The 22,446-nt window shown below is 71.8% G+C and carries 20 protein-coding genes; 11 read left to right on the top strand and 9 right to left on the bottom strand.

From position 1 onward, the window contains the following. Positions 1–268 precede the first annotated feature (268 nt). From ctaE to AC3D3D_RS00525, 5 genes are all read left to right on the top strand, one after another. The gene (ctaE, locus tag AC3D3D_RS00545) at positions 269–904 is read left to right on the top strand and encodes an aa3-type cytochrome oxidase subunit III (protein ID WP_463661529.1); all 636 of its coding nucleotides are present in this window, start codon (positions 269–271) and stop codon (positions 902–904) included. Positions 905–994: 90 nt separating this feature from the next. Beyond that, on the top strand, positions 995–1,780 hold the full coding sequence (gene qcrC, locus AC3D3D_RS00540) for a cytochrome bc1 complex diheme cytochrome c subunit (RefSeq protein ID WP_463661530.1): 786 nt from the start codon (positions 995–997) through the stop codon (positions 1,778–1,780). Continuing rightward, positions 1,777–2,880: a cytochrome bc1 complex Rieske iron-sulfur subunit gene (gene qcrA / locus AC3D3D_RS00535; RefSeq protein ID WP_463661531.1), complete on the top strand. Its 1,104-nt coding sequence runs from the start codon at positions 1,777–1,779 to the stop codon at positions 2,878–2,880. The genes qcrC and qcrA overlap by 4 nt, the downstream gene beginning before the upstream one ends. After that, complete coding sequence (gene qcrB / locus AC3D3D_RS00530; RefSeq protein WP_463661532.1) at positions 2,877–4,607, top strand: cytochrome bc1 complex cytochrome b subunit; 1,731 nt, start codon at positions 2,877–2,879, stop codon at positions 4,605–4,607. Before qcrA ends, qcrB begins: the two co-directional genes overlap by 4 nt. A gap of 228 nt (positions 4,608–4,835) precedes the next feature. Continuing rightward, positions 4,836–5,453 (top strand): superoxide dismutase, encoded by a 618-nt coding sequence (locus tag AC3D3D_RS00525; RefSeq protein WP_463661533.1) that lies wholly within the window; start codon positions 4,836–4,838, stop codon positions 5,451–5,453. 261 nt (positions 5,454–5,714) lie between these two features. Here AC3D3D_RS00525 and AC3D3D_RS00520 read toward each other — a convergent pair whose 3' ends face one another. The 7 genes from AC3D3D_RS00520 to AC3D3D_RS00490 all read right to left on the bottom strand — a co-directional run bounded on the left by AC3D3D_RS00520 (position 5,715) and on the right by AC3D3D_RS00490 (position 13,452). Then, positions 5,715–6,197 (bottom strand): cytochrome c oxidase subunit 4, encoded by a 483-nt coding sequence (locus AC3D3D_RS00520; protein ID WP_463661534.1) that lies wholly within the window; start codon positions 6,195–6,197, stop codon positions 5,715–5,717. Then, a complete protein-coding gene (gene ctaD, locus AC3D3D_RS00515; protein WP_463661535.1) occupies positions 6,194–7,948 on the bottom strand; it encodes an aa3-type cytochrome oxidase subunit I in 1,755 nt (584 codons plus the stop codon). Before ctaD ends, AC3D3D_RS00520 begins: the two co-directional genes overlap by 4 nt. Beyond that, a complete protein-coding gene (gene ctaC / locus AC3D3D_RS00510; protein WP_463661536.1) occupies positions 7,948–8,844 on the bottom strand; it encodes an aa3-type cytochrome oxidase subunit II in 897 nt (298 codons plus the stop codon). Before ctaC ends, ctaD begins: the two co-directional genes overlap by 1 nt. 268 nt (positions 8,845–9,112) lie before the next feature. Then, the gene (locus AC3D3D_RS00505; protein ID WP_463661537.1) at positions 9,113–10,150 is read right to left on the bottom strand and encodes an FKBP-type peptidyl-prolyl cis-trans isomerase; all 1,038 of its coding nucleotides are present in this window, start codon (positions 10,148–10,150) and stop codon (positions 9,113–9,115) included. A gap of 89 nt (positions 10,151–10,239) precedes the next feature. Then, positions 10,240–10,590, bottom strand: a complete 351-nt coding sequence (locus tag AC3D3D_RS00500) for a HesB/IscA family protein (RefSeq protein WP_463661538.1) — start codon at positions 10,588–10,590, stop codon at positions 10,240–10,242. Positions 10,591–10,735: 145 nt separating this feature from the next. Further along, the gene (locus AC3D3D_RS00495) at positions 10,736–12,088 is read right to left on the bottom strand and encodes a glycerate kinase (protein WP_463661539.1); all 1,353 of its coding nucleotides are present in this window, start codon (positions 12,086–12,088) and stop codon (positions 10,736–10,738) included. A gap of 2 nt (positions 12,089–12,090) precedes the next feature. Next, positions 12,091–13,452: a M20/M25/M40 family metallo-hydrolase gene (locus AC3D3D_RS00490; protein WP_463661540.1), complete on the bottom strand. Its 1,362-nt coding sequence runs from the start codon at positions 13,450–13,452 to the stop codon at positions 12,091–12,093. A gap of 81 nt (positions 13,453–13,533) precedes the next feature. Here AC3D3D_RS00490 and AC3D3D_RS00485 point away from each other — a divergent pair, with 81 nt between their 5' ends. The 4 genes from AC3D3D_RS00485 (at position 13,534) to xylB (ending at position 17,324) form a co-directional block, all read left to right on the top strand. Continuing rightward, a complete protein-coding gene (locus AC3D3D_RS00485; protein ID WP_463661541.1) occupies positions 13,534–14,163 on the top strand; it encodes a DUF3043 domain-containing protein in 630 nt (209 codons plus the stop codon). Between the two features lie 43 nt (positions 14,164–14,206). Beyond that, on the top strand, positions 14,207–14,983 hold the full coding sequence (locus AC3D3D_RS00480; RefSeq protein WP_463661542.1) for a GntR family transcriptional regulator: 777 nt from the start codon (positions 14,207–14,209) through the stop codon (positions 14,981–14,983). Between the two features lie 108 nt (positions 14,984–15,091). Beyond that, the gene (deoC, locus tag AC3D3D_RS00475) at positions 15,092–15,772 is read left to right on the top strand and encodes a deoxyribose-phosphate aldolase (protein ID WP_463661543.1); all 681 of its coding nucleotides are present in this window, start codon (positions 15,092–15,094) and stop codon (positions 15,770–15,772) included. Positions 15,773–15,824: 52 nt separating this feature from the next. Beyond that, positions 15,825–17,324: a xylulokinase gene (xylB, locus tag AC3D3D_RS00470; RefSeq protein ID WP_463661544.1), complete on the top strand. Its 1,500-nt coding sequence runs from the start codon at positions 15,825–15,827 to the stop codon at positions 17,322–17,324. A gap of 39 nt (positions 17,325–17,363) precedes the next feature. On the opposite strand, the gene AC3D3D_RS00465 is transcribed toward xylB, so the two are convergent. Both AC3D3D_RS00465 and AC3D3D_RS00460 read right to left on the bottom strand, forming a co-directional pair. Further along, positions 17,364–18,284: an AEC family transporter gene (locus AC3D3D_RS00465; protein WP_463661545.1), complete on the bottom strand. Its 921-nt coding sequence runs from the start codon at positions 18,282–18,284 to the stop codon at positions 17,364–17,366. A 31-nt stretch (positions 18,285–18,315) separates the two neighbouring features. Next, the gene (locus AC3D3D_RS00460; protein ID WP_463661546.1) at positions 18,316–19,350 is read right to left on the bottom strand and encodes a quinone-dependent dihydroorotate dehydrogenase; all 1,035 of its coding nucleotides are present in this window, start codon (positions 19,348–19,350) and stop codon (positions 18,316–18,318) included. A gap of 56 nt (positions 19,351–19,406) precedes the next feature. On the opposite strand from AC3D3D_RS00460, the gene AC3D3D_RS00455 reads away from it, so the two are divergent. After that, positions 19,407–20,870, top strand: coding sequence for a leucyl aminopeptidase (locus AC3D3D_RS00455; protein ID WP_463661547.1), 1,464 nt, complete (start codon positions 19,407–19,409; stop codon positions 20,868–20,870). A 182-nt stretch (positions 20,871–21,052) separates the two neighbouring features. Then, positions 21,053–22,429, top strand: a complete 1,377-nt coding sequence (gene lpdA, locus AC3D3D_RS00450; protein WP_463661548.1) for a dihydrolipoyl dehydrogenase — start codon at positions 21,053–21,055, stop codon at positions 22,427–22,429. Positions 22,430–22,446 lie beyond the last annotated feature (17 nt).

Here is a 22,446-nt window from a genome sequence, read left to right as displayed (position 1 = left end):
CGCTCCTCACGGCGTTCGCTGCACGGCACGCCGGGACACGCCCGGGCCGCGTCCTCATCGTATGCCGACCGGGGCAGGACCCTCGGCCACCCCGGGCATGACAGTGTCTGGCGCACGGCCGTGCGGCTTCCCGACCCTCGCCGCCGCAGCGGCACCCGTGACCGGGGCCGGACTTCCGGCCGCGTGCCGACCCGGAGGACCCCAGATCGCAGCAGGCACGCCGGTCGAACGGGTTCGCACCACCCCTGACGTGGGACATAATGACCGGGTGTCGTCTACCTCTGCACCCGCCCACGCACCGGGAACGGTCAACCGTCCCAACCCGTTGTCGGTCGGCGTCATCGTCTGGCTGGCCTCGGAGCTCATGTTCTTCGCCGGCCTGTTCGCGATGTACTTCACGCACCGCTCGGTGGCCGGCCCCGAGGCCTGGGGCGAGGAGTCGTCCGTCCTCAACTTCCCCTGGGCGCTGACCATCACGATCATCCTCGTGTCGAGCTCGTTCACCTGCCAGATGGGCGTGTGGGCCGCCGAGCGCTTCCAGCAGAGCCGCACCGGAGGCATCCTCGACATCCGCCGCTGGGGGATGAACGAGTGGTACGTGCTCACGTTCGTCCTGGGCGCGGTCTTCATCGCGGGCCAGACGACCGAGTACATCGAGCTCATGCACCACGGGGTGACGATCCAGGCCAGCTCCTACGCCTCGGTCTTCTTCATCACCACCGGTTTCCACGCCCTGCACGTGCTCGGCGGGCTCATCGCCTTCCTCTACGTGCTCGGCCGCTCCTACCAGGCCAAGGTCTTCGGCCACCTCGAGGCGGGTTCCGCCGTCGCCGTGTCCTACTACTGGCACTTCGTCGACGTGGTGTGGATCGGCCTGTTCATCATCATCTACATCATCAGATAGCGTCCCCGGGGCGCGGCCGCCGACGGCCGAGCCCCGACCCCGCACCGCACGACCCAGCACGTCCAGATCACCACCGAGAGGTCGAGAATCGTGAAGGCACTCGCCGCCCGCAGGAGGAGCCGGTTCGCACCGGTCGTCCTGCTCCTCCTCGCCCTGCTGACCACGGGCGGCGTCCTCGCCCTCGTCGACGCGGGCACCGCCGACGCCACCTCGCAGGAGAGCGCCTCCGAGGACGCCGAGCAGGGCGAACGACTGTTCCAGGCGAACTGCGCGACCTGCCACGGCATGGACGCGACGGGCACCGACATCGGCCCCTCCCTCGTCGGCGTCGGCGCCGCGAGCGTCGACTTCCAGATGGCCACCGGCCGCATGCCGATGCGCATGAACGGCCCCCAGGCGGCCCCGGGCAACCCGAGCTTCAGCCCCGAGGAGATCAACCAGGTCGCCGCCTTCGTCGCGGGCCTGGGCCCGGGCCCCGCCGTGCCCACCGCGGAGCAGGTCGACCCCGAGCTGGGCGACGCCGCGAGCGGCATGAACATCTTCCGCACCAACTGCGCGATGTGCCACAACGCCGTCGGCGCCGGTGGTGCGCTGTCCGAGGGTCGCTTCGCCCCGGACCTGTCGGGATCGACGCCGACGGAGATCTACGAGGCGATGCTCACCGGCCCGCAGTCCATGCCGGTGTTCAACGACGCGAACATCACCCCGGAGGGCAAGCGGGACGTCATCTCGTACCTCGTCGCCCAGCGAGACGTCTCGGTGGGCGGCTTCTCCCTCGGTTCCGTCGGCCCCGTCACCGAGGGCGTGTGGGTGTGGATCGTCGGCATGGGCGTCCTCGTGGCCGCCTCGGTCTGGATCGGAGCCAAGTCCTCGTGAGCACGACCCCCCACGACAACGACGGGCGCCACGTGGCGCGCGCCGACGAGCACACGGACGGGACCGTCGCGGTCGCCGACCGCTTCGAGAACCCCGGCATCGAGCCCCATCGGCACCGCCTCGGGGACAGCGACCCGGCCGCCGCCAAGCGGTCCGAGGCGATCGTCGTCATCCTGCTGTGGATCTCCGTCATCGCGTCGGTCGCCGGCGTCGTGCTCTACATCGTGCTGCCGCTCGAGGCCGAGATGATGAGCGTGCGGGTCACCAACCTCGCCCTCGGTCTCGGCCTGGGCATCGGCGCGCTCGGCATCGGCCTGGCGGCCGTCCACTGGGCCAAGTCGCTGATGAACGACGAGGAGATCGCCGAGGACCGCCACCCCCAGGCCTCCGACCCCGCCACCCGGCTCGAGGCCCAGCAGATCCTCGAGCGCGGCGCGAAGGACTCCAACATCGCCCGCCGCCCGCTGCTCAAGGGCGCTCTGGCCGGCGCGCTGGCCCTGGCCCCGCTCCCCTTCCTCGTGCCGCTCGTGGGCAACCTCGGCCGGGACTGGGACGTGGACAAGTTCCGCCACACCATCTGGGGCGCGACGCCCGACGAGGCGAACCCCGAGTACTTCGGCGAGACCGAGGACGGGCGCGTGGGCCGCCGGCTCGCGATCGACCCCGCCGGCACTCCCCTGCAGGCCTCGGCCGTCACCCGCGGCTCGGTGTTCCACATCATCCCGCAGGGCATGGAGGACGAGGAGCACTACTACGAGGAGAAGGCCAAGGCGGTCGTCATCCTCGTGCGGATGGACCCCGAGCTGCTCACCGAGGCCCCCGAGCGGCAGGACTGGAGCTACGACGGCATCGTCGCCTACTCCAAGATCTGCACCCACGTCGGCTGCCCGGTGGCCCTGTACGAGCAGACCACGCACGAGCTGCTCTGCCCGTGCCACCAGTCGACCTTCGACATGACCGACGGTGCCAAGGTCGTCTTCGGCCCGGCCAAGCGGCCGCTCCCGCAGCTGCCCATCGCCGTCGACACCGAGGGGTACCTCATCGCGACCGCCGACTTCGACGAGCCCATCGGGGCGAGCTACTGGGAGCGTCTCAAGTGACCACGACCCCCACGCGCAACGCGCTGCCGCAGACCGCACCGACGACGCGCGCCGGCAAGATCGGCGTCGCCCTCGACGAGCGGGTCGGCGCCGGCAAGCTCGTCAAGGAGTTCGCGCGCAAGATCTTCCCCGACCACTGGTCCTTCCTGCTGGGTGAGATCGCGCTGTACAGCTTCATCACGCTCATCATCACCGGCATCTTCCTCACGATGTTCTTCGTGCCCTCGATGGGGCACACGACGTACCCGATGGATGCCCTGCCGGTGTCCCACCAGGGCGTGGAGATGTCCGAGGCCTACGCCTCGACCGTCTACATGTCGTTCGAGGTCAAGGGTGGGCTGCTCATGCGGCAGATCCACCACTGGGCCGCGCTGCTGTTCATGGCGGCGATCGTCACGCACATGATGCGCATCTTCTTCACCGGTGCGTTCCGCAAGCCGCGCGAGATCAACTGGGTCGTCGGCTTCAGCCTGATGATCCTCGGTCTGCTCGCGGGCTTCTCCGGCTACTCCCTGCCGGACGACGTCCTGTCCGGCAACGGTCTGCGCATCGCCGACGGCGTGGCGAAGTCGATCCCCATCATCGGCTCCTACGCCAGCTACGGGCTGTTCGGCGGGGAGTTCCCCGGCACCGACATCATCCCGCGGCTGTTCACGGTGCACATCCTGCTCATCCCGGGACTCATCCTGGCGCTGGTCGCCGTCCACCTCATGCTCGTCGTCGTGCACAAGCACACGCAGTACCCCGGCCCGGGCCGCACCGACAAGAACGTGGTCGGCTACCCCCTCTTCCCGGTGTACATGGCCAAGGCCGGCGGGTTCTTCTTCATCGTGTTCGGCGTGCTCGCGCTCATGGGCTCGCTCATGTCGATCAACAACGTGTGGAACTACGGGCCGTACGACCCCTCGCCCGTCGGCGCCGGCGCGCAGCCCGACTGGTACATGCTCTTCCTCGAGGGCTCCCTGCGGCTCATGCCCGGCGAGACCGAGGTGGTCATCGGCGGCTTCACGATCCCGTTCAACGTGCTCGTGCCCGGCGTCATCATCCCGGGGCTGCTCTTCGGCATCCTCGCGCTGTGGCCGTTCATCGAGCAGCTGGCCACGAAGGACACCCGCGAGCACCACGTGCTCGACCGGCCGCGCAACGTGCCGGTGCGCACCGCGGTCGGCGTCATCCTCATCTCCGAGTTCTTCGTGCTCAACGCTGCCGGAGCGAACGACATCATCGCGACGCACTTCGACATGTCGATCAACCAGATCACCTGGGCGTTCCGGATCCTGTTCCTCGCGCTGCCCTTCATCCTGTTCCCGCTGGTCAAGCGGATCTGCCTCTCGCTGCAGCGCCGCGACCGCGAGCTGGTGCTCGAGGGGCACAACACCGGGCGGCTCGTCCAGCTCCCCGACGGCTCGATGCACTCCTGGCACCGTCCGCTCGACGCGCACGAGCGGTGGACGCTGGTCAGCTACGAGGCCGGTCGCCCGCTCGTGGCCGAGCCGGAGGTGGACGCCAACGGCGTCGACCGACCGGCCGGGCAGAAGGGTCCGGGCAGGTTCCGGATCGCGCTGTCGCGCTGGTTCTACGAGGACCGGGTCGAGCCGGTCACGCCCGCCGAGCTGCACGAGGCCGAGCAGCACCGGCACGGCCTGGTCGAGGGCGTCGAGCCCGATGAGGCCCACCACGAGGAGCCGCCGGCCTCGCACTCCTCGGCGCGGCTCATCCGCGACTGATCAGCGAGCGGGCCCCGCAACCGAGCGGGTCACGGCCGATCACGGCAGGCGTTCACGGACGGCGTCGCCCCTTCAGGGGCGGCGCCGTCCGTCGTCCGCGGAACTGCCGTGCACCGGGCCACAGGATTGGGAACAATGGGGAGCACGTGCTGTTGCACCCAGTGGGCGCACGCCCACGACCACGACCTACCCGGCCCCCATCGGGCCGGTGACCGTTGGAGGATTTGCATGACGTACACGCTCCCCGAGCTGCCCTACGACTACGCGGCGCTCGAGCCCCACATCAGCGGCAAGATCATGGAGCTCCACCACGACAAGCACCACAAGACCTACGTCGACGGTGCGAACACCGCCCTGGAGAAGCTCGCCGAGGCTCGCGAGAACGGCGACCTGTCGGCTGCCCCGAAGCTCGAGAAGGACCTCGCGTTCCACCTGGGCGGGCACATCAACCACACGATCTTCTGGAACAACCTCTCCCCGGAGGGCGGCGGTCAGCCCGAGGGCGAGCTCGCCGAGGCCATCAAGGACTCCTTCGGTTCCTTCGAGAAGTTCCAGGCGCACTTCACCGCCGCGGCGACGTCGCTGCAGGGCTCGGGCTGGGCCGTCCTGGCCTTCGACAGCCTGTCCAACAAGCTCGTCGTCTTCCAGCTGTTCGACCAGCAGAACAACGTGCCCGTCGGCACGCTCCCGCTGCTCATGCTGGACATGTGGGAGCACGCCTTCTACCTCGACTACCTCAACGTCAAGGCCGAGTACGTCAAGGCGTTCTGGAACATCGCCAACTGGCAGGACGTGGCCGCCCGTCTCACGCGCGCCCAGTCCGCCTCGGGGATCGTCGTCGCCTGACGCACGCCCTGACCGCCACCGCGGGCCCGCACCCCATCATGGTGCGGGCCCGCGGTCATGCTGTGGCCGATGCGCGGCGGCCGGTTGGACAGGCGGCCTGCATCGCGGCCCCCGTGGCCACGTACTCCCCCGGCGCGGGCACGACGACCGGCACCTGAGCGTCAACCCCCGCACGGCGCGTCCCGCGCCTCACACGCCACGTGCCCGCACCCCGAGGGGGTGCGGGCACGTGGCGGTAGCCGGCTGGGCCGGCGGGGGTGGTCAGTGGGCGTGGATCCCGCGGTTGGCCTCGTACATCTGACCCGCGACCCCCACCAGGGAGATGACGAGCCCGATGCCGGTCAGGTACCAGCCGGCGGCCACGCCGAGGAAACCGAAGGTCGCCCCGACACCGAGGACGAGCGGCCACCACGAGGACGGGGCGAAGTCGCCGATGTCCCCCGCCCGGTCGATGATCTCGCCCTCGGGGTCGTCCTCCCAGCGCGTGGCGGGATCGGTCTTTCGCGCCGTGAGCGTCAGGTAACCGGCGATGAAGCCGTTCATGCCGGCGAGGAGGAGGAAGCCCACCGTGCCCACCGACTCGAACTCGGCGGCCCAGGCGTAGGCCACCGTGAGCACCGCGAAGAAGACGGTGAGCGACCAGAAGGTGACGAGCTCGACCCGCATGGGGCGCACACGGCCGTCGTCGCGCTCCACGAAGCCGATGACGTCGGTCTGGCTGCCGTTGTGCTGCTGCGCGGTCACTGCACGTCCTCCTGCGGCTTCGAGGCCGGTCGGGCCTGGGTCGCTGCGGCGAGCACCCGTTCATCGGGTGCGGTGTGCTCCATCGCCGTGACCTCCGGATGGTGCAGGTCGAAGGCCGGGCGCTCGGAGCGGATCCGCGGCAGCGAGGTGAAGTTGTGCTTGGGCACCGGGGAGGCGGTGGCCCACTCCAGGGAGTTGCCGAAGCCCCACGGGTCGTCGACGAACACGGTGCGCGGTCCACGCATGGTGATGTAGACGTTGATGAAGAAGAAGATCGTGGAGCTGGCCAGGATGAAGGCACCCACGGTGGAGACCTGGTTGTAGAACTGGTAGCCGTCCTCGATCATGTAGTCCGCGTACCGGCGGGGCATGCCCTGCGCACCGAGCCAGTGCTGGATGAGGAACGTGGTGTGGAAGCCGATGAAGGTCAGCCAGAAGGTGATCTTGCCGAGCGTCTCGTTGAGCATCTTGCCGGTCCACTTGGGGAACCAGAAGTGGATGCCGGCGTACATCGAGAACACCACCGTGCCGAACACCGTGTAGTGGAAGTGCGCGACCACGAAGTAGGTGTCGTGGAGGACGAAGTCCAGCGCGGGCGAGGCGAGGATGACGCCGGTGACACCACCGAAGACGAAGGTGGTCATGAAGCCGAGCGCCCACAGCATCGGGGTCTCGAAGGTGAGCTTCCCGCGCCACATCGTGCCGATCCAGTTGACGAACTTCACGCCCGTGGGGACGGCGATGAGCATGGTCATCAGCGAGAAGAAGTCGAGCATGACGCCGCCGGTGGTGTACATGTGGTGCGCCCACACGGACATCGACAGCGCCGCGATCGCGATCGTGGCGTAGATGAGGGTCTGGTAACCGAACACCGGCTTGCGCGAGAAGACCGGGATGACCTCGGAGATGATGCCGAAGAACGGCAGCGCCAGGACGTAGACCTCCGGGTGCCCGAAGAACCAGAACAGGTGCTGCCACAGCAACGCCCCGCCGGCCTCGGGGTTGAAGATCTGCCCGCCGAGCACCCGATCGTAGGCGAGGCCGAACAGTGCCGAGGCGAGCACGGGGAACGCCATGAGCACGAGCAGCGCGGTGACCAGGGTCGTCCAGGTGAACACCGGGACACGCATCATCGTCATGCCCGGCGCACGGAAGCAGATGACGGTGGCGATGAAGTTGACCGAGCCGAAGATCGTGCCGAAACCGGTCATCGCCAGGCCGACGATCCACAGGTCACCACCCAGGCCGGGCGAGAACGCCTCGGTCGACAGCGGGGTGTAGGCCGTCCAGCCGAAGCTCGCCGCACCCTGCGGGGTGAGGAAGCCGCCGATGACGAGCAGGCCGCCGAACAGGTAGAGCCAGTAGGCGAACATGTTGAGCTTCGGGAAGGCGACGTCGGCCGCCCCGATCTGCAGCGGGACCATGATGTTGCCGAACGCCGTGAACAGCGGCGTCGCGAACAGGAACAGCATGATCGTGCCGTGCATCGTGAAGAACTGGTTGTACTGCTCGGCCGACTGCAGCATGAGGCCGGGCGAGAACAGCTCGAGCCGGATCACCAGGGCGAGCAGGCCGCCGATGGCGAAGAACACGAACGCGGTGATCAGGTACATGTACCCGATGACCTTGTGGTCGGTGGAGGTCAGCCACGAGACGATGATCCGGCCCATGGACTGCTTGCGCGGGCGCAGGCCCGGGACCAGCTCGCCCTCGCCGTGAGCCCCGGTCGGCTGCTCGATCGTCGTCGCCATCAGTTGCCCTCGCTCGCACTCTCGGCCGGGTAGCGGGGCAGGTCGTAGTCACGCCCCAGGTCGGCGGGCAGGTCGCCCTCCCAGCCGTTCGCCCGGTACTCCTCCATCATCGCGTCGTACTCCTCCTGCGGCACGACGGCCACGTTGAAGAGCATCTCGCTGTGGAACTCGCCGCACAGCTCGGCGCACTTGCCCGAGTAGACGCCCTCCCGCGTGGGGGTCAGCTCGAAGGTCGCGGTGCGGCCCGGGAGCATGTCGACCTTGTAGAGGAAGGCCGGGATCCAGATCGAGTGCGCGACGTCGCGGGAGTGGACGTTGATCTGCACGGTCTGTCCCTCGGGCAGGTAGAGGGTGGGCAGGGTCTCCTCCACGCCCTCCTCGCCGGTCAGGCTCATCCGGCCGCCCGAGTAGTAGACGTCGTCGGTGGTGTAGACGAAGTCCCAGCTCCACTGCTTGCCGTAGATGTCGACGACGAGGTCCTCCTCGCCCGAGGTGTCCTGCATCGTCGCGGTGGACTCCTGGGAGAAGTAGAAGAGCGTGCCGACCATGAGCACGGGGATGACGGTGAACATCATCTCGAGCGGCACGTGGTAGCGGGTCTGCACCGGCAGCCGGTCGTCGTTCTTGCGCTTGCGGTACACGACGATGCAGACCAGCGTCATGATCCAGACGGCGGCGCCGACCGCGAGGGCGGCGATCCAGGTGCCGTTCCAGAAGCTGATGAGCTGGTCGGTCTTGTCGGTCATGTCCCGCGTGGAGGGCAGGAAGCCGACGTCGAGGCCCATCCCCTCCTCCGAGGGGGCGCGGTCGCCCGAGCAGCCGGCGAGCACCACGCTCAGCAGGACGGCGGCGGCCAGGACCGGACGATGCCGCTTGTGGGACTGTGTGCTCCGCACGGTGGACCTTTCCTGACGTCGTGTACTTCTGGACGTCCGGCCCGTCTGACCAGCGGTGGCACAGCCCTGCGGCGCGTGGGACCGGCGTCCGTCGGCCTCACCCTACCCCGACGTGACGACGGTGCGTCGCCATCGACCACCCGTGAGGGCTCGCGTGTTGCCCACCGACGCGCCCTGCGGGCCCGTCCGCCCGGCACGTAGCACGACGGCCCCCGTCCACCCCTCGGGAGAGGGACGGACGGGGGCCGTGCGCGACGGGGCGGCCGGGTCAGGAGGCGGATTCGGAACCTGACTCGGAACCCGACTCCGACGGCGACTCGGCGCCCTCGACCGGCGGTCCGTCGACGGCGCCGACGATGTCGAAGACGAAGGCCGAGGCCGGGGCGCCGCTCTCGGCCAGGGCCGGGGCGAGGACGACGACCCGGGAGCCGACCGGGATGCCGGACAGCGCGTCGGCGACGGACCCCATGCCGATGTTCTGGCTGATGAGCTCGCCGAGCTCCCAGGTCGACTCGGTGGTGGCACCGTCCCAGGACACGGCGGCGTACTGCGCGAGCACCGTGCCGCCCGGGGTCGAGGGGACGGGCTCGCCCGAGCCCTCGGCGATGACGACGGTCTCCAGCTCGGTGGGCTCCTCCGCGCCCTCGTCGACGGTGATCGTGGCCTCGGCGCCGAGGTCGCCCTCGACGGTCACCGGCAGGTCGGGGGCGGGCTCGACGGGCGTGGCCTCGGGGTCTGCCTGGGCGTCGGGGGCGAAGGTGTCCACGACGTCGACGACGAAGACCAGCGTGTCGTCGCCCTCGATGCCGGCGGCGGGCTGGCCGGTCTCGCCGTACCCGTCCTCGGGCGGCAGGGACAGGACCACCCGGTCACCCACGTGGGTGCCGGTGAGGCCCTCCTTCCAGCCGGGGACGACCTGGTTGAGGGAGAACGCGGTCGGGGCGCCGCGGTCGTAGGAGGAGTCGAAGACCTCGCCGTCCCAGATCTGGCCCTGGTAGTGCGCGACGACGACGTCGTCGGTGCCCACCTCGGCGCCGTCACCCTCGACGATCACCTCGGACTGCAGCGTCTCGGGCGCCCCGGTGCCCGGGAACTCGACGACGGGCTCCGCACCGAACTCGGCGTTGACCGTGGGCAGGTCCTCCCCCGGCGGGGTCGCCTCCTCGGCGCTGCCGGACCCGCTCTCGGACCCGCTGCCGGTCTCGCCGTCGGAACCGCTCTCCTCGTCACCGGCGCCGGAGCAGGCCGCCAGGACCAGGGCGAGCGAGAGGGCTGCGGCAGGGACGATGCGGATGGGTCGACGCACGGGTTCTCCAGGTTCGGTGAGTGAGGTGGTGGCGGGTGCGGGCAGACGAACGGCGCGCCGACGTGGACGTCGGCGCGCCGTGGGCCCGGTCAGTGGAAGGAGTCGCCGCAGGCGCACGAGCCGCCCGCGTTGGGGTTGTCGATGGTGAAGCCCTGGCGCTCGATGCTGTCGGCGAAGTCGATGGACGCCCCATCGAGGTAGGGGGCCGACATCTTGTCGACGACGACCTCGACGCCGGCGAAGTCGCGCAGCAGGTCGCCGTCGAGGACCCGCTCGTCGAAGTGCAGCTGGTAGATGAGGCCCGAGCAGCCACCGGGCTGGACGGCCACGCGCAGGCGCAGGTCGTCGCGGCCCTCCTGGTCGAGCAGGCTCTTGACCTTGGCGGCGGCGCCGTCGGTCAGGTTGACCCCGTGCGTCGCGTCGATCGTCGTGTCCGTCATGGCACGTCCTTCCTCATGTTCTCGTCCCCGGCCGACGGGGCAACGGGTGAACGCGGACACGGCCCGCGCTGTTCCCTCTCCAGGGTACGTCCCCGACGGCGCCGGGCGGGAGAGGTTGTTCCGTCACGTCCGCGAGGCGGACCGCTCAGGGGCGTGACCAGGTGCGGGCCAGCCGGGCGCCCCGGTCGACGAGCGCGGTGCGCAGCGCGGCGGGGTCCTCGGCCCGCGGGTCCTCCTCGGGCCGGCGTCCCGGGACGAGCGCGGCCGTCGCGGAGATACCCACGGGTGCGAGCTCGCGCCGCGAGGACGTCACCGACCGGCCGACCGCGACCACCGGCAGGGCGCGCATGGCGGCCCGCCGACCCACCGTGGCCATGACGGACCGACGGGCCTGGTCCGGGCCGACCTCACCGGCGCTGGTCACCACGACGCCGACCCCGTCGAGGGCGTCCAGCGCGGCGTCCAGGTCGAGCTCGACGGCCAGCACGTCGGACCCGTCGAAGGCCCGCGCGCCCAGGGCCAGCAGCGCCAGCGCGCTGCCGCCGCCGGCGCCGCCGCCGTCGGTGCGGCTCGTGGGACCGCCCTCACGCGGCGCGACGCCGTGGGTGTGGCCGGCGTGGGTGTGGCCGGTGTGGGTGTCGAGACCTTGGCCCGCGTGGTCCCCGTCGCCCATCGTCGGGGTCGGGAGGTCGAGAGCCGGGCCCGCAGCTCGGACCATCCCGGCGTCGGCCAGCGGGAGGGCCGTGCGGGCAGGGGCTGGGGCGGCGCGCAGGATCGCCTCGGCCCGCCGGCCGGCGACCCGGTCGAGGTCCTGGGCCGCGTGCGGGTCGATGCCGTGGCGCTCGGCGAGCTGGGCGCCGGCGCCGTGCAGCCCGGTCAGCGGCTCGTCCGCCGCCAGGGCGAGCACGAGGTCGACCCCGGCGAGGACCTCGGCCGCGCGCGCGACCTCCGCGGGGTCCAGGTCGGGCAGGCCCGTGCCCGGCTCGTCCTGGCCCGGCTGCCGCCCGGCCGCGGCACCGACCCCGGGCCGCCCGGCGCCGCCGTCCTGCTCCCGCCCGGCCCGGGCGAGCGCGCGGACCAGCCCCGTGCCGGCGTCGTGCACGACACCGGCCCCCATCCCGACGACGATGCGCTCGGCCCCGTCGGTCAGCGCCCGGGCCAGCAGCGCGCCGAGCCCCGCGCTCGTGCCCTCGGCGAGAGCCCGGACCTCCTCGCCGGGCACGAGGTGGGCGCCGAGGACCTCCTCGGCGTCGATCCACCAGGTCCGTCCGGTGCGGGCCAGGGTCGCGGGCACCTCCTCCCCCAGCGGACCGGGCACGAGGACGACCTCGCGGTGGGCGCCGGGCAGGACGTGCAGCAGGCCGTGGGAGCCGTCGGACAGCGGCAGGGTGGTCAGCTCGTCGTCGGGCCGCTCGACCTGCCAGCCCTGGGCGAGCGCGGCGGCGACGTCGGCGGCCCGCAGCGCCCCGACGCGGTCGACGGCCAGCAGCGCGCGCACGGTCAGAGCGCCCCGCCGAGCCGGGCCAGCAGCAGGGCCTCGGCGAGGACCGCGCGGGCGTGCTCCCCCACGTGCAGCGACTCGTCCTCGGCATGCGCCCGCGAATCGGGGTCCTCGACGCCGGTGACGAGGATCTGCGCCTTCGGGAAGACCTCCGTGAGGTCGGAGATGAACGGGATCGAGCCGCCCATCCCCTGGTGCACCGGCCGCTTCCCCCAGGCCTGGGCGAGCGCCCACTCGGCGGCCTCGAGCGCCGGGGTCCGGCCTGCGCCGTCGAAGCCGGGACCCTGCTCGACGACGGTCGTCGTCACCTGGGCGCCCATCGGTGCGTGGGCATGCATGTGGTCGGTGAGGGCCTGCGCGGCCTCGGCAGGATCCTGCCCGGGCGCGACCCGCAGGGAGAGGGCCGCCCGCGCGGCGGGGATGATCGTATTCGAGGACCGCTCCACCGAGGTGGCGTCCAGCCCGATGACGGCGATCGCCGGCTTCGACCACAGCCGCGCGGCGACCGATCCGGAGCCGGCCAGCCGCACGCCGTCGAGGATGCCGGCCGAGGCCCGCAGGTCGGACTCGGCGTAGTCGACGTCGGGCTCGGGGCCGGAGGTCAGTCCGGCCACGGCAACCTCGCCGTCCTCGTCGTGCAGGGTGGCGACGAGCCTGGCGAGCGAGGTGACGGCGTCGAGGCTGGGCCCGCCGAACAGGCCCGAGTGGACGGCGTGGTGGGCGACCCGCACCTCGACCTCGACCTGGACGACGCCGCGCAGGGAGGTGGTGAGCGCGGGAGTGCCGACGGCCCAGTTGGCCGAGTCCGCGACGACGATGACGTCGGCCCGCAGCGCGTCGCGGTGCTGGGCGAGGAAGGCCCGGAACGTCGGCGAGCCGATCTCCTCCTCGCCCTCGACGAAGACGGTGACGTTGACCGGCAGGTCGTCGCCGAGGATCCGCAGGGCACCGACGTGGGCGAGGATCCCCGCCTTGTCGTCGGCGGCGCCGCGCCCGTAGAGGCGGTCGCCGCGCAGCTCGGGGACGAAGGGGTCGCGGGTGGACCAGCCCTCGGCCTTGCCGGGGGGCTGGACGTCGTGGTGGGCGTAGAGCAGGACCGTGGGGGCCCCGGTCGGGCCGGGCCGGTGGGCGAGGACCGCGGGGCGCGAGACGGTGCCGTCCTCGGCGGTGGCGGTGGCGATGCGCACGTCCTGCAGACCGGAGTCGCGCAGCAGGCCGGCCACGGCCTCGGCGCTCACGCCCACCGCGGCCTGGTCGAAGGCCGGGTTGGAGACGGACGGGATCGTCACGAGCTCCTGGAGCTCGGTGAGGACCCGCGGGTAGTCCTGCCTGGCACGGTCGATGAGGTCGTCGATGTTCACCGGTCCAAGGCTAGGCGACCTGTGCGCGGATCCACTCCGGTCCCCGGCGGGCCCACCGGGGCGGTGAACTACCCTGCTGGGGTGAGATTCCGCCGCACCGACGCGCCCGACACGACGCCCTCCGAGACCGACGGCGTCGCGACGGACGCGCCCGCGGAGCGGACGCCGGGCGGGACGACGCCCCGCAAGGGCCGTCCCACCCCGACGAAGGCCGAGGCGGCGGCCCGCAACCGGCAGCCGCTGGTCGTCAACGACCGCAAGGCTGCCCGCCAGCGCAACAAGGCCGAGCGCAACCGACGCTTCGCCCTCCAGCAGGAGGCGATGCGCACCGGCGACGACCGTTACCTGCCCGCCCGCGACAAGGGGCCGGTGCGCCGCGCGGCCCGCGACTTCATCGACTCGCGGTTCCTGCCCTCCCAGATCTTCCTGCCCGGCGCCTTCGTCATCATGCTCGCGATGCTCGTCGTGGGGCAGTTCCTGCCCGGCTACGAGGGCGTCATCGTGCTGACGATGTACGGGCTGCTCATCCTCTCGGTGATCACCTCGATCATCGCCGTCCAGGTGATGAAGCGCCGCCTGGTGGCCGAGCACGGCGACCGCTACCAGAAGGGCACCGTCTGGTACGCGTTCATCCGCTCGATGTACCCGCGGTTCCTGCGCCAGCCCAAGCCCCAGGTGCGTATCGGCGGCGGGCCGGTCACGCCGCGCTAGCCCGCGCCGGGGCTGCGCCCGGGACGGGTGAGGTGAGACGGGCATGAACGCACAGGACGACGCCGGCCCCCTGTACCGGCGGGTCCAGCGCGCACTGCTGGAGGACATCCGCGTCCGGGGCCTGAGGACGGGCGACCGGCTGTGGTCGGAGAACGAGATCGTCGCGCGCTTCGACGTCGCTCGCTCGGTGGCCCGCCAGGCCCTCGCCGAGCTCGAGACCCAGGGCATCGTCGAACGGTTCCGCGGACGGGGCACCTTCCTGTCCAGCATGACGCCGAGGGACGGGCTGCTCTCCTCCGCGCGCGGCCTCCATGCCGACGCCGCGGCACGCGGCCGGACGGTGACCTCGCTCGTGCTCGGGCACGACGTCGAACCCGCGCCGGAGGATGTCGCCCTTGCTCTGCGGGTGGGCGTCGGCACCCCGTGCGCGCACCTGACCCGGGTGCGACTGTCGGAGGGCGCGCCGTGGACGGTCGTCGACTCCTGGATCCCCGCGGCTCTCGTCCCGGGCATCACGGCGGTCGACCTCTCCGAGGTCTCGCTGTACGACACGCTGGCCGACACCTACGGCCTGCTGGTCACCACCGCCTCCCGCAGCGTCGAGGCCGCCCCCGCACCCGAGCCGATCGCCGCCCGACTCGAGATCCCCACGGGTGCCCCCGTCCTGGTGCTGCGGTCCGTGGGGCGCGACCCGTCGGACCGCCCCATCGACACGTTCACGGCCTGGCACCGGGCGGACCGTTCGCGTTTCGTCGTCGAGGTGTCCAACCCCCAGGCCGGCGGCCACGTCGAACCGCTCCCGCCGTCCGACCGGCCGTAGACCGGGGCGCCGGGACCTCACTCTCCGATCGCGCTCACCTCCGTCCCGGGGCGTGCGTCGACCCAGCTGCTGCTAGGTTGTACGTACAACTTCGACGACGGAGGAACCATGCAGATCACCCCGAACGAGCTCGCCGGACAGATCGACCACACGCTCCTGGCGGCGTCCACGACGAAGGAGCAGCTGACCGTGCTCTGCGAGGAGGCCCTCGAGTACGGCTTCGCGATGGTCGCCATCAACCCCTACCCGGTAGCCCACTGCGCCCGACTGCTCGAGGGCAGCGGCGTGCGGGTCGGCGCCGCCATCTCCTTCCCGCTCGGGCAGACCACCGTCGAGGACAAGGTGGCCGAGACCCGGCGCGCGATCGACCTCGGGGCGGGCGAGATCGACTACGTCGTCAACCTCACCGAGCTCAAGGCGGGGAACGACTCCTACGTCGAGGACGAGATGCAGCGCATCGTCGAGACCTGCCGGGCGGGCGGCGCCATGTCGAAGGTGATCTTCGAGAACTGCTACCTCACGGAGGACGAGAAGCGTCGACTCTCGCGGATCTCCGCCTCGGTCGGGCCCGACTTCGTCAAGACCTCGACCGGGTTCGGCAGCGGTGGCGCCACGATCGAGGACGTCGACCTCATGCGCGAGGGCGTCGCCGGCACGAGCGTCCAGATCAAGGCTGCGGGCGGGATCCGGGACCTCGACGCCGCGCTCGAGTTCCTCGACCACGGCGTCACCCGCATCGGCACCTCGCGAGGCACCGCGCTCGTCGACGCCCTGCGCGCCCGTTCCTGACCCACGACCGCCGCACGACCATCACCGACAACGAGGACGGAGCTGATCACCCGTGCTGATCGCACATGACCTGGGCACGACCGGGAACAAGGCCACCCTGGTGGACCACCAGGGACGGATGCTCGCCGCCCGGACCATCCCCTACGACGCCGACTGGGGGGACGACGGGAAGGCCGAGCAGAACCCGGAGGACTGGTGGCAGGCGGTCTGCCGGGCCACCCGCGAGCTCCTCGAGGAGACGGGTACCGACCCCCGGTCCGTCGAAGGCGTCTCCTTCTCCGGACAGATGATGGGTGCGGTACCGCTCGACCAGCACCTCGAGCCCGTCCGTCCCGCCATCATCTGGGCCGACACCCGTTCGACCGCCGAGTGCGACCAGCTCGTCTCGACCTTCGGCATGGAGGAGTGCTACCGGGTGACCGGCCACCGGCTCAACCCGACGTACTCGTTGACGAAGCTCATGTGGCTGCGCAACAACGAGCCAGAGAACTTCGCCCGGACCACCCGGTTCTGCCTCGCCAAGGACTACGTCGCCCTGCGCCTGACCGGTGAGCTGGCCACCGACCCGTCCGACGCGAGCTCGACCAACGCCTACGACCAGTCGGCCGGGACCTGGTCGTCGGACCTCATCGACGCCGCGGGCCTGGACGACGCACTGTTCCCCCAGATCGTGGCGAGCACCGACGTCGTCGGACATGTCACCGCCAAGGCAGCGAGCGCCAGCGGCCTCGTCGCGGGCACCCCCGTGGTCATGGGCGGCGGCGACGGGCCGATGGCCGCCCTCGGTGCCGGCATCGTCGACGAGAGCTCGGGCGCGTACGCGTACCTCGGTTCCTCCTCCTGGGTGTCGGTTGCCTCGGCGCGTCCCCTCCTCGACCCGCAGATGCGGTCGATGACTTTCAACCACGTCGTCCCCGGTGCGTTCGTCCCGACCGCCACCATGCAGGCGGGCGGGGCCTCCGTGAGCTGGGGCATGGAGACCCTCGAGCCGGGAGCGACCTACGAGGACGCCCTCGGCAAGGCGGCACAGGTCGAGGCCGCCACGCGCGGCCTCTTCTTCCTGCCCTACCTCATCGGGGAGCGATCCCCGCACTGGAACCCCCTCGCACGGGGCGTGTTCGCCGGGCTGCACATGAGCCACCACCGGGCGCACATGATGCGCGCCGTCCTCGAGGGCGTCTCGTTCAACCTCGCGACCGGGATCCAGGCGTTCAGCGACGCGGGGCTCGAGATCGAGCACATCGATGCCATCGGTGGTCTCGCCAAGTCACCCGTCATGGCCCGGATCATGGCGGACGTGTGGAACGTCCCGGTGGCCGCACGGAACATCGTCGACGAGGCCAACGCCCTGGGCGCCGCGGTCGTCGCGGGTGTGGGCGTGGGCGTGTTCGACGACCTGTCCGTGGCCACGACCTTGTCCGAGCGGTCCGCCGACACGCTGCCCGACCCGGAGCAGGTCGAGCGGTACCGGAAGCCGTACGAGTTCTTCCTTGACGCCTACCGGCGCCTCGAGCCGTGGTTCGAGGACATGCACGGCGCCGTCAACGGCTGAGGATCCCCCTGCCCCCGGCGGTCCTCGTCGGCACCGCGGTCAGCCCAGCAGCGCGGCCACGACGAGGATCGCCGGGAACGACGCCAGGGTGGTGACCACCACGCCGTCGCGGGCCAGCTGCTCCCCCTGCCCGTACTCCCCCGCGATGACGAACACGTTCTGCGCGGTCGGCAGGGCCGAGACGACGGCGGCGGTGAACATCCCCGTCCGGTCCAGGCCGAGCGTCCAGGCCGCGGCCACCGCGATCGCCGGCATGGCCACGAGCTTGACCACGCTGACCCAGGCGACCTCGCGCCGCACGCCGCCCGCGCCCACCGGCGGGCCCAGGCGCAACGAGATCCCGAAGCCGAGCAGGATCGCCGGGATGGTCATGGCGCCGAGCATGTCCAGCGGCGCCGCGACGACGGTCGGCAGTCGCCGCTCCGTCGTCAGGAGCACCAGGCCCACCACGCTGGCCAGCAACATGGGGTTGACCAGCGTGGTCGCCGCCGCGCGCAGCGGCCCCGACCCCGATCGCTGACGGGTGCCCTCGAGGACGATGATCATCACCGGCTGGATGACCAGGAACTGCAGCAGCACCATCGGCACGATCGCCGTGGGGTCGTCCAGGGCGAAGATCGCCATCGGCAGGCCGAGGTTGATCGCGTTGGTGAAGGCCACCAGCGACGTCGACACGGTGGCGCCGACGACGTCGTGCCCGAAGACCAGCCGCGCGGGGACCAGGACCAGCAGCGACGCTCCCGCGACGGCGATGACCTGGGCCAGGGCCTGGGTGGAGAGGATGTCGGCCAGGTCCGCCTCCGCGACGACGCCGACGACGAGCGCCGGGGCGGCGACCCAGAAGACGACCTTGCCGAGCGCCCGCTGGACGCTGAGGTCGACGATGCGCAGGTGCGCGAGCAGGATCCCGGCGGCGATGATGAGGCCGACGGTGCCGAAGGCCTGCAGGACCCCGGTCACGCGGGCACCCCCGCGACGGGTCGGTGCCCGCTCACACCAGTCGCGCGAGCCGGCCCGGGAGCACCGGCCCCTGCTCGACGAAGGAGGTGTAGACCTGGACGAGGTCCGCCCCGGCGTCGAGCATCTCGCGGGCGTCGTCGACCGAGGAGATGCCGCCGACGCCGATGATCAGCCGCGCGGGCCCGAGCCGCGCCCGCAGGCGCCGGACCACCGCCCGTGACCGCTGCGTGAGCGGGGCGCCGGACAGGCCCCCGGCCCCGAGGTCGTGGTCGATGGTGGTGTTCGTCGCCGAGACGCCGGCCAGCTCCAGCTCCGCGACGAGGTCCGCGACGGCGTCGACGTCCGCGTCGGCGAGGTCGGGGGCGATCTTCACCAGCAGCGGTACCCGCCGCGCGGCGGCGTCGTCGGCCCGCTCCTGCACCGCGGACAGGATCGGCCGCAGCGCCTCGACGGACTGCAGCGTGCGCAACCCCGGCGTGTTCGGTGAGGAGACGTTGACCACGAGATAGTCGGCCCACCGGGCCAGCACGCCGGCGGAGTGCACGTAGTCGGCCACGGCGTCCTCGACGGGGGTCACCTTCGACTTGCCGATGTTGACCCCGACGACGACGGCGCGCCCCCGGCGGGTCGAGCGCAGCTCGCGCAGCCGCCCGGCCAGGGCGTCCGCCCCGTCGTTGTTGAAGCCCATCGCGTTGCGCAGGGCGTGCAGCTCGGGGTGGCGCCAGGCCCGCGGACGGGGGTTGCCGGGCTGCGGCCGGGCCGTGACGGTGCCGACCTCGACGAAGCCGAAGCCGAGCGCGTCGAGGCCGAGGATCGAGCGCCCGTCCTTGTCCATCCCGGCGGCGAGCCCGACGACGGCCGGCACCTGCCGGGCCAGCGGCCCGTGCGGCGCGGGCGCCAGCGGCACCGCGGGGCGTCGTCCCAGCGTCGCGCGCAGCAGCCGGCGCGACGGCTCGAGGCGGCCCGCCAGGGAGATGGCGCGCAGCGCCGCGACGTGGGCGTCCTCGGCGTCGACCCGGGAGATGAGGCGGCGGTAGAGCGTCGGGTACAGGGCAGGCAGCGGCACCCCGGCAGCGTAGGCGCGGCGCGGCACGTCCCGCGCGGTCGTCCTACCCTGGGGCGATGACGACTCTCGAGCTCAGCCACAGGTCAGCGACATCGATCCCGGCGGAGGTGCTGGTCGTCGGTGTGGGAAGCACGCCCTCGGGCCCGGCGCTGGTGGGCGCCGAGGGCCTCGGGAAGCAGGCGGGCGCCCTGGCCGACCAGCTCGGTGCCCTGGGGGTGCGGGGGAAGGCCGACGAGGCCACGCGCGTGGCCGCCCCCGCCAAGTGGGCCGCCTCATCCGTGCTGCTCACCGGCGTCGGACCGGTCGAGGAGCAGGGCCCCGAGTCGTGGCGCCGGGCGGCCGGCGCGGCGACCCGGGCCCTGACCGGCGTCGAGCACGCCGTGATCGCCCTGCCCGCCGCCGACGCCCGCGCGGCCGGGGCCGTCGCCGAGGGCGCGCTCCTCGGCGCGTTCCTCGTGGGCACCTACCGGACCGAGCCCGAGGCGCCGGTGTCGAGGCTGACCCTCGCTGCGCCCAAGGGCGCCGAGATCGCCGCGGCCGTGCAGCGCGCCGGCGTGGTGGCCACCCACGTCAACGCCACCCGCGAGCTGGTCAACGCCTCCCCCGGCGAGCTCTACCCCGCCTCCTTCGCCGAGCGGGCCAAGGAGCTCGCACGCAGGACCCGCGTGAAGGTGGAGATCCTCGACGAGGCCGCGCTCGAGGCCGGCGGCTACGGCGGGCTGGTGGGCGTGGGCAAGGGCTCCACGCGCGGGCCGCGCCTGGTCACCCTGACGTACAAGCCCCGCAAGGCCAAGGGCCGCTACGCCCTGGTGGGCAAGGGCATCACCTTCGACTCCGGCGGCCTGTCCCTCAAGCCGCCGAAGTCGATGGAGACGATGAAGTCGGACATGGCCGGTGCGGCGGCGGTCCTGCACACGGTGCTGGCGGCGGCCGAGCTCGAGCTGCCCGTGGCGGTCACCGGCTACCTGCCGCTGGCGGAGAACATGCCCAGCGGCACCGCGCAGCGACCCTCCGACGTGCTCACCCAGCGCGACGGCACCACCGTCGAGGTGACCAACACCGACGCCGAGGGCCGCCTCGTGCTCGCCGACGCCCTGGTGGACGCGGTCGCCGCGAACCCCGACGCCGTGCTCGACATCGCCACGCTCACCGGCGCGCAGGTGGTCGCGCTCGGTCAGCGCACGGCCGGTGTCATGGGCACCGAGGACGTGCGGGCCGAGGTCGTCGCCGCGTCCGAGGAGGCTGGGGAGGACGCCTGGCCGATGCCCCTGCCCGACGAGCTCATCGACACGCTGCGCTCGCCGGTGGCCGACCTGAAGAACTCCGGCGACCGCGCCGGCGGGATGCTCACCGCAGGCGTGTTCCTCCGGCAGTTCGTCGGCGAGACCCCCTGGGGGCACATCGACATCGCCGGCCCCAGCTTCAACGAGTCGAAGCCCTACGGGTACACCCACGCCGGCGGGACCGGCTTCGGCGTGCGCACGATGCTCACCTACCTCGAGCGGCGCGCCGGCGCCTGAGACCCGACCGGTCCGGTCCGCGCTATCAGCGCGCGCGGACCGGTCCGTCCGTGACACCATCGGGGCACGCACCCGCCCGACGCCGGACCGCGAGATCCGTCGCGCCCAACGACTACGGTGGGACCTGTTGACATCGCGGTCCCGGCACCGGGGATCGCACAGCCTGCGGCAAGGAGAGGCACGTGGCAGACCAGGAGTACGACATCGTCATCCTCGGAGCGGGGAGCGGCGGTTACGCCGCCGCCCTGCGCGGGGCGCAGCTCGGACTGAGCGTGGCCCTCGTCGAGGCCGACAAGCTCGGCGGCACCTGCCTGCACCGCGGCTGCATCCCGACCAAGGCGCTGCTGCACGCGGCCGAGGTCGCCGACGAGATCCGCAGCGCCTCCTCGCTCGGCATCACCGCCACGCTCGAGGGCATCGACATGCCCGCGATGAACAGCTACCGCGAGGGCGTGGTCGGCAAGCTCTACAAGGGCTTGCAGGGCCTGGTGTCCGCGGCCACCATCGAGTACGTCCCGGGCTGGGGCCGACTGGTCGCCCCCAACACCGTCGAGGTCGACGGACGCCGCCTCGTGGGTCGCAACGTCATCCTCGCCACGGGCTCGTACTCGAAGTCGCTGCCCGGCCTGGAGGTCACCGGCCGCGTCATCACCTCCGAGCAGGCGCTCAACCTCGACCACGTGCCCTCCTCGGTCGTCGTCCTCGGCGGCGGCGTCATCGGCGTCGAGTTCGCCTCGGTGTGGAAGTCGCTCGGGGCGGACGTCACCATCATCGAGGGCCTGCCCAACCTGGTGCCCAACGAGGACCCGGCCGTGTCCAAGGCCCTCGAGCGCGCCTTCCGCAAGCGCAAGATCGCCTTCCACACCAAGGCCCGCTTCTCCGGCGTCACCCAGACCGACTCCGGCGTCACGGTGACCACCGAGGACGGGAAGTCGATCGACGCCGACTACCTGCTCGTCGCCGTCGGCCGCGGCCCCGCCACCGCCGACCTCGGCTACGAGGAGGCCGGCATCGCCATGGAGCGCGGCTTCGTGCTCACCGACGAGCGGCTCGCCACGAACGTGCCCGGGGTCTACGCCGTCGGCGACATCGTCCCCGGCCTGCAGCTGGCCCACCGGGGCTTCCAGCAGGGCATCTTCGTGGCCGAGGAGCTCGCCGGCCTGCGCCCGGTCGCGGTCCCCGAGTCCGGCATCCCGCGCGTGACCTACTGCGACCCGGAGATCGCCTCGGTGGGTCTGACCCAGCCGCAGGCCGAGGAGGCCTACGGCAAGGAGAACGTCGAGACCGTCGACTTCAACCTGGCCGGCAACGGCAAGTCGCAGATCCTCGAGACGCAGGGCTTCATCAAGCTCGTCCGGCAGAAGGACGGGCCGATCGTCGGCTACCACGCCGTCGGCGCCCGCATCGGGGAGCAGATCGGCGAGGGACAGCTCGTGGTGAACTGGGAGGCCTACCCGGAGGACCTGGCGACGCTCGTCCACGCCCACCCCACCCAGAACGAGGCCGTCGGCGAGGCCGCGCTCGCGCTCGCCGGCAAGCCGCTGCATTCCCACAACTGAGCCCGCGCCGAGGAGAG

The organism is Georgenia sp. X1117 (assembly GCF_057784635.1).
The sequence above is the reverse complement of the archived record's forward strand: the minus strand, read 5'-3'. Positions and strand labels throughout refer to the sequence as shown.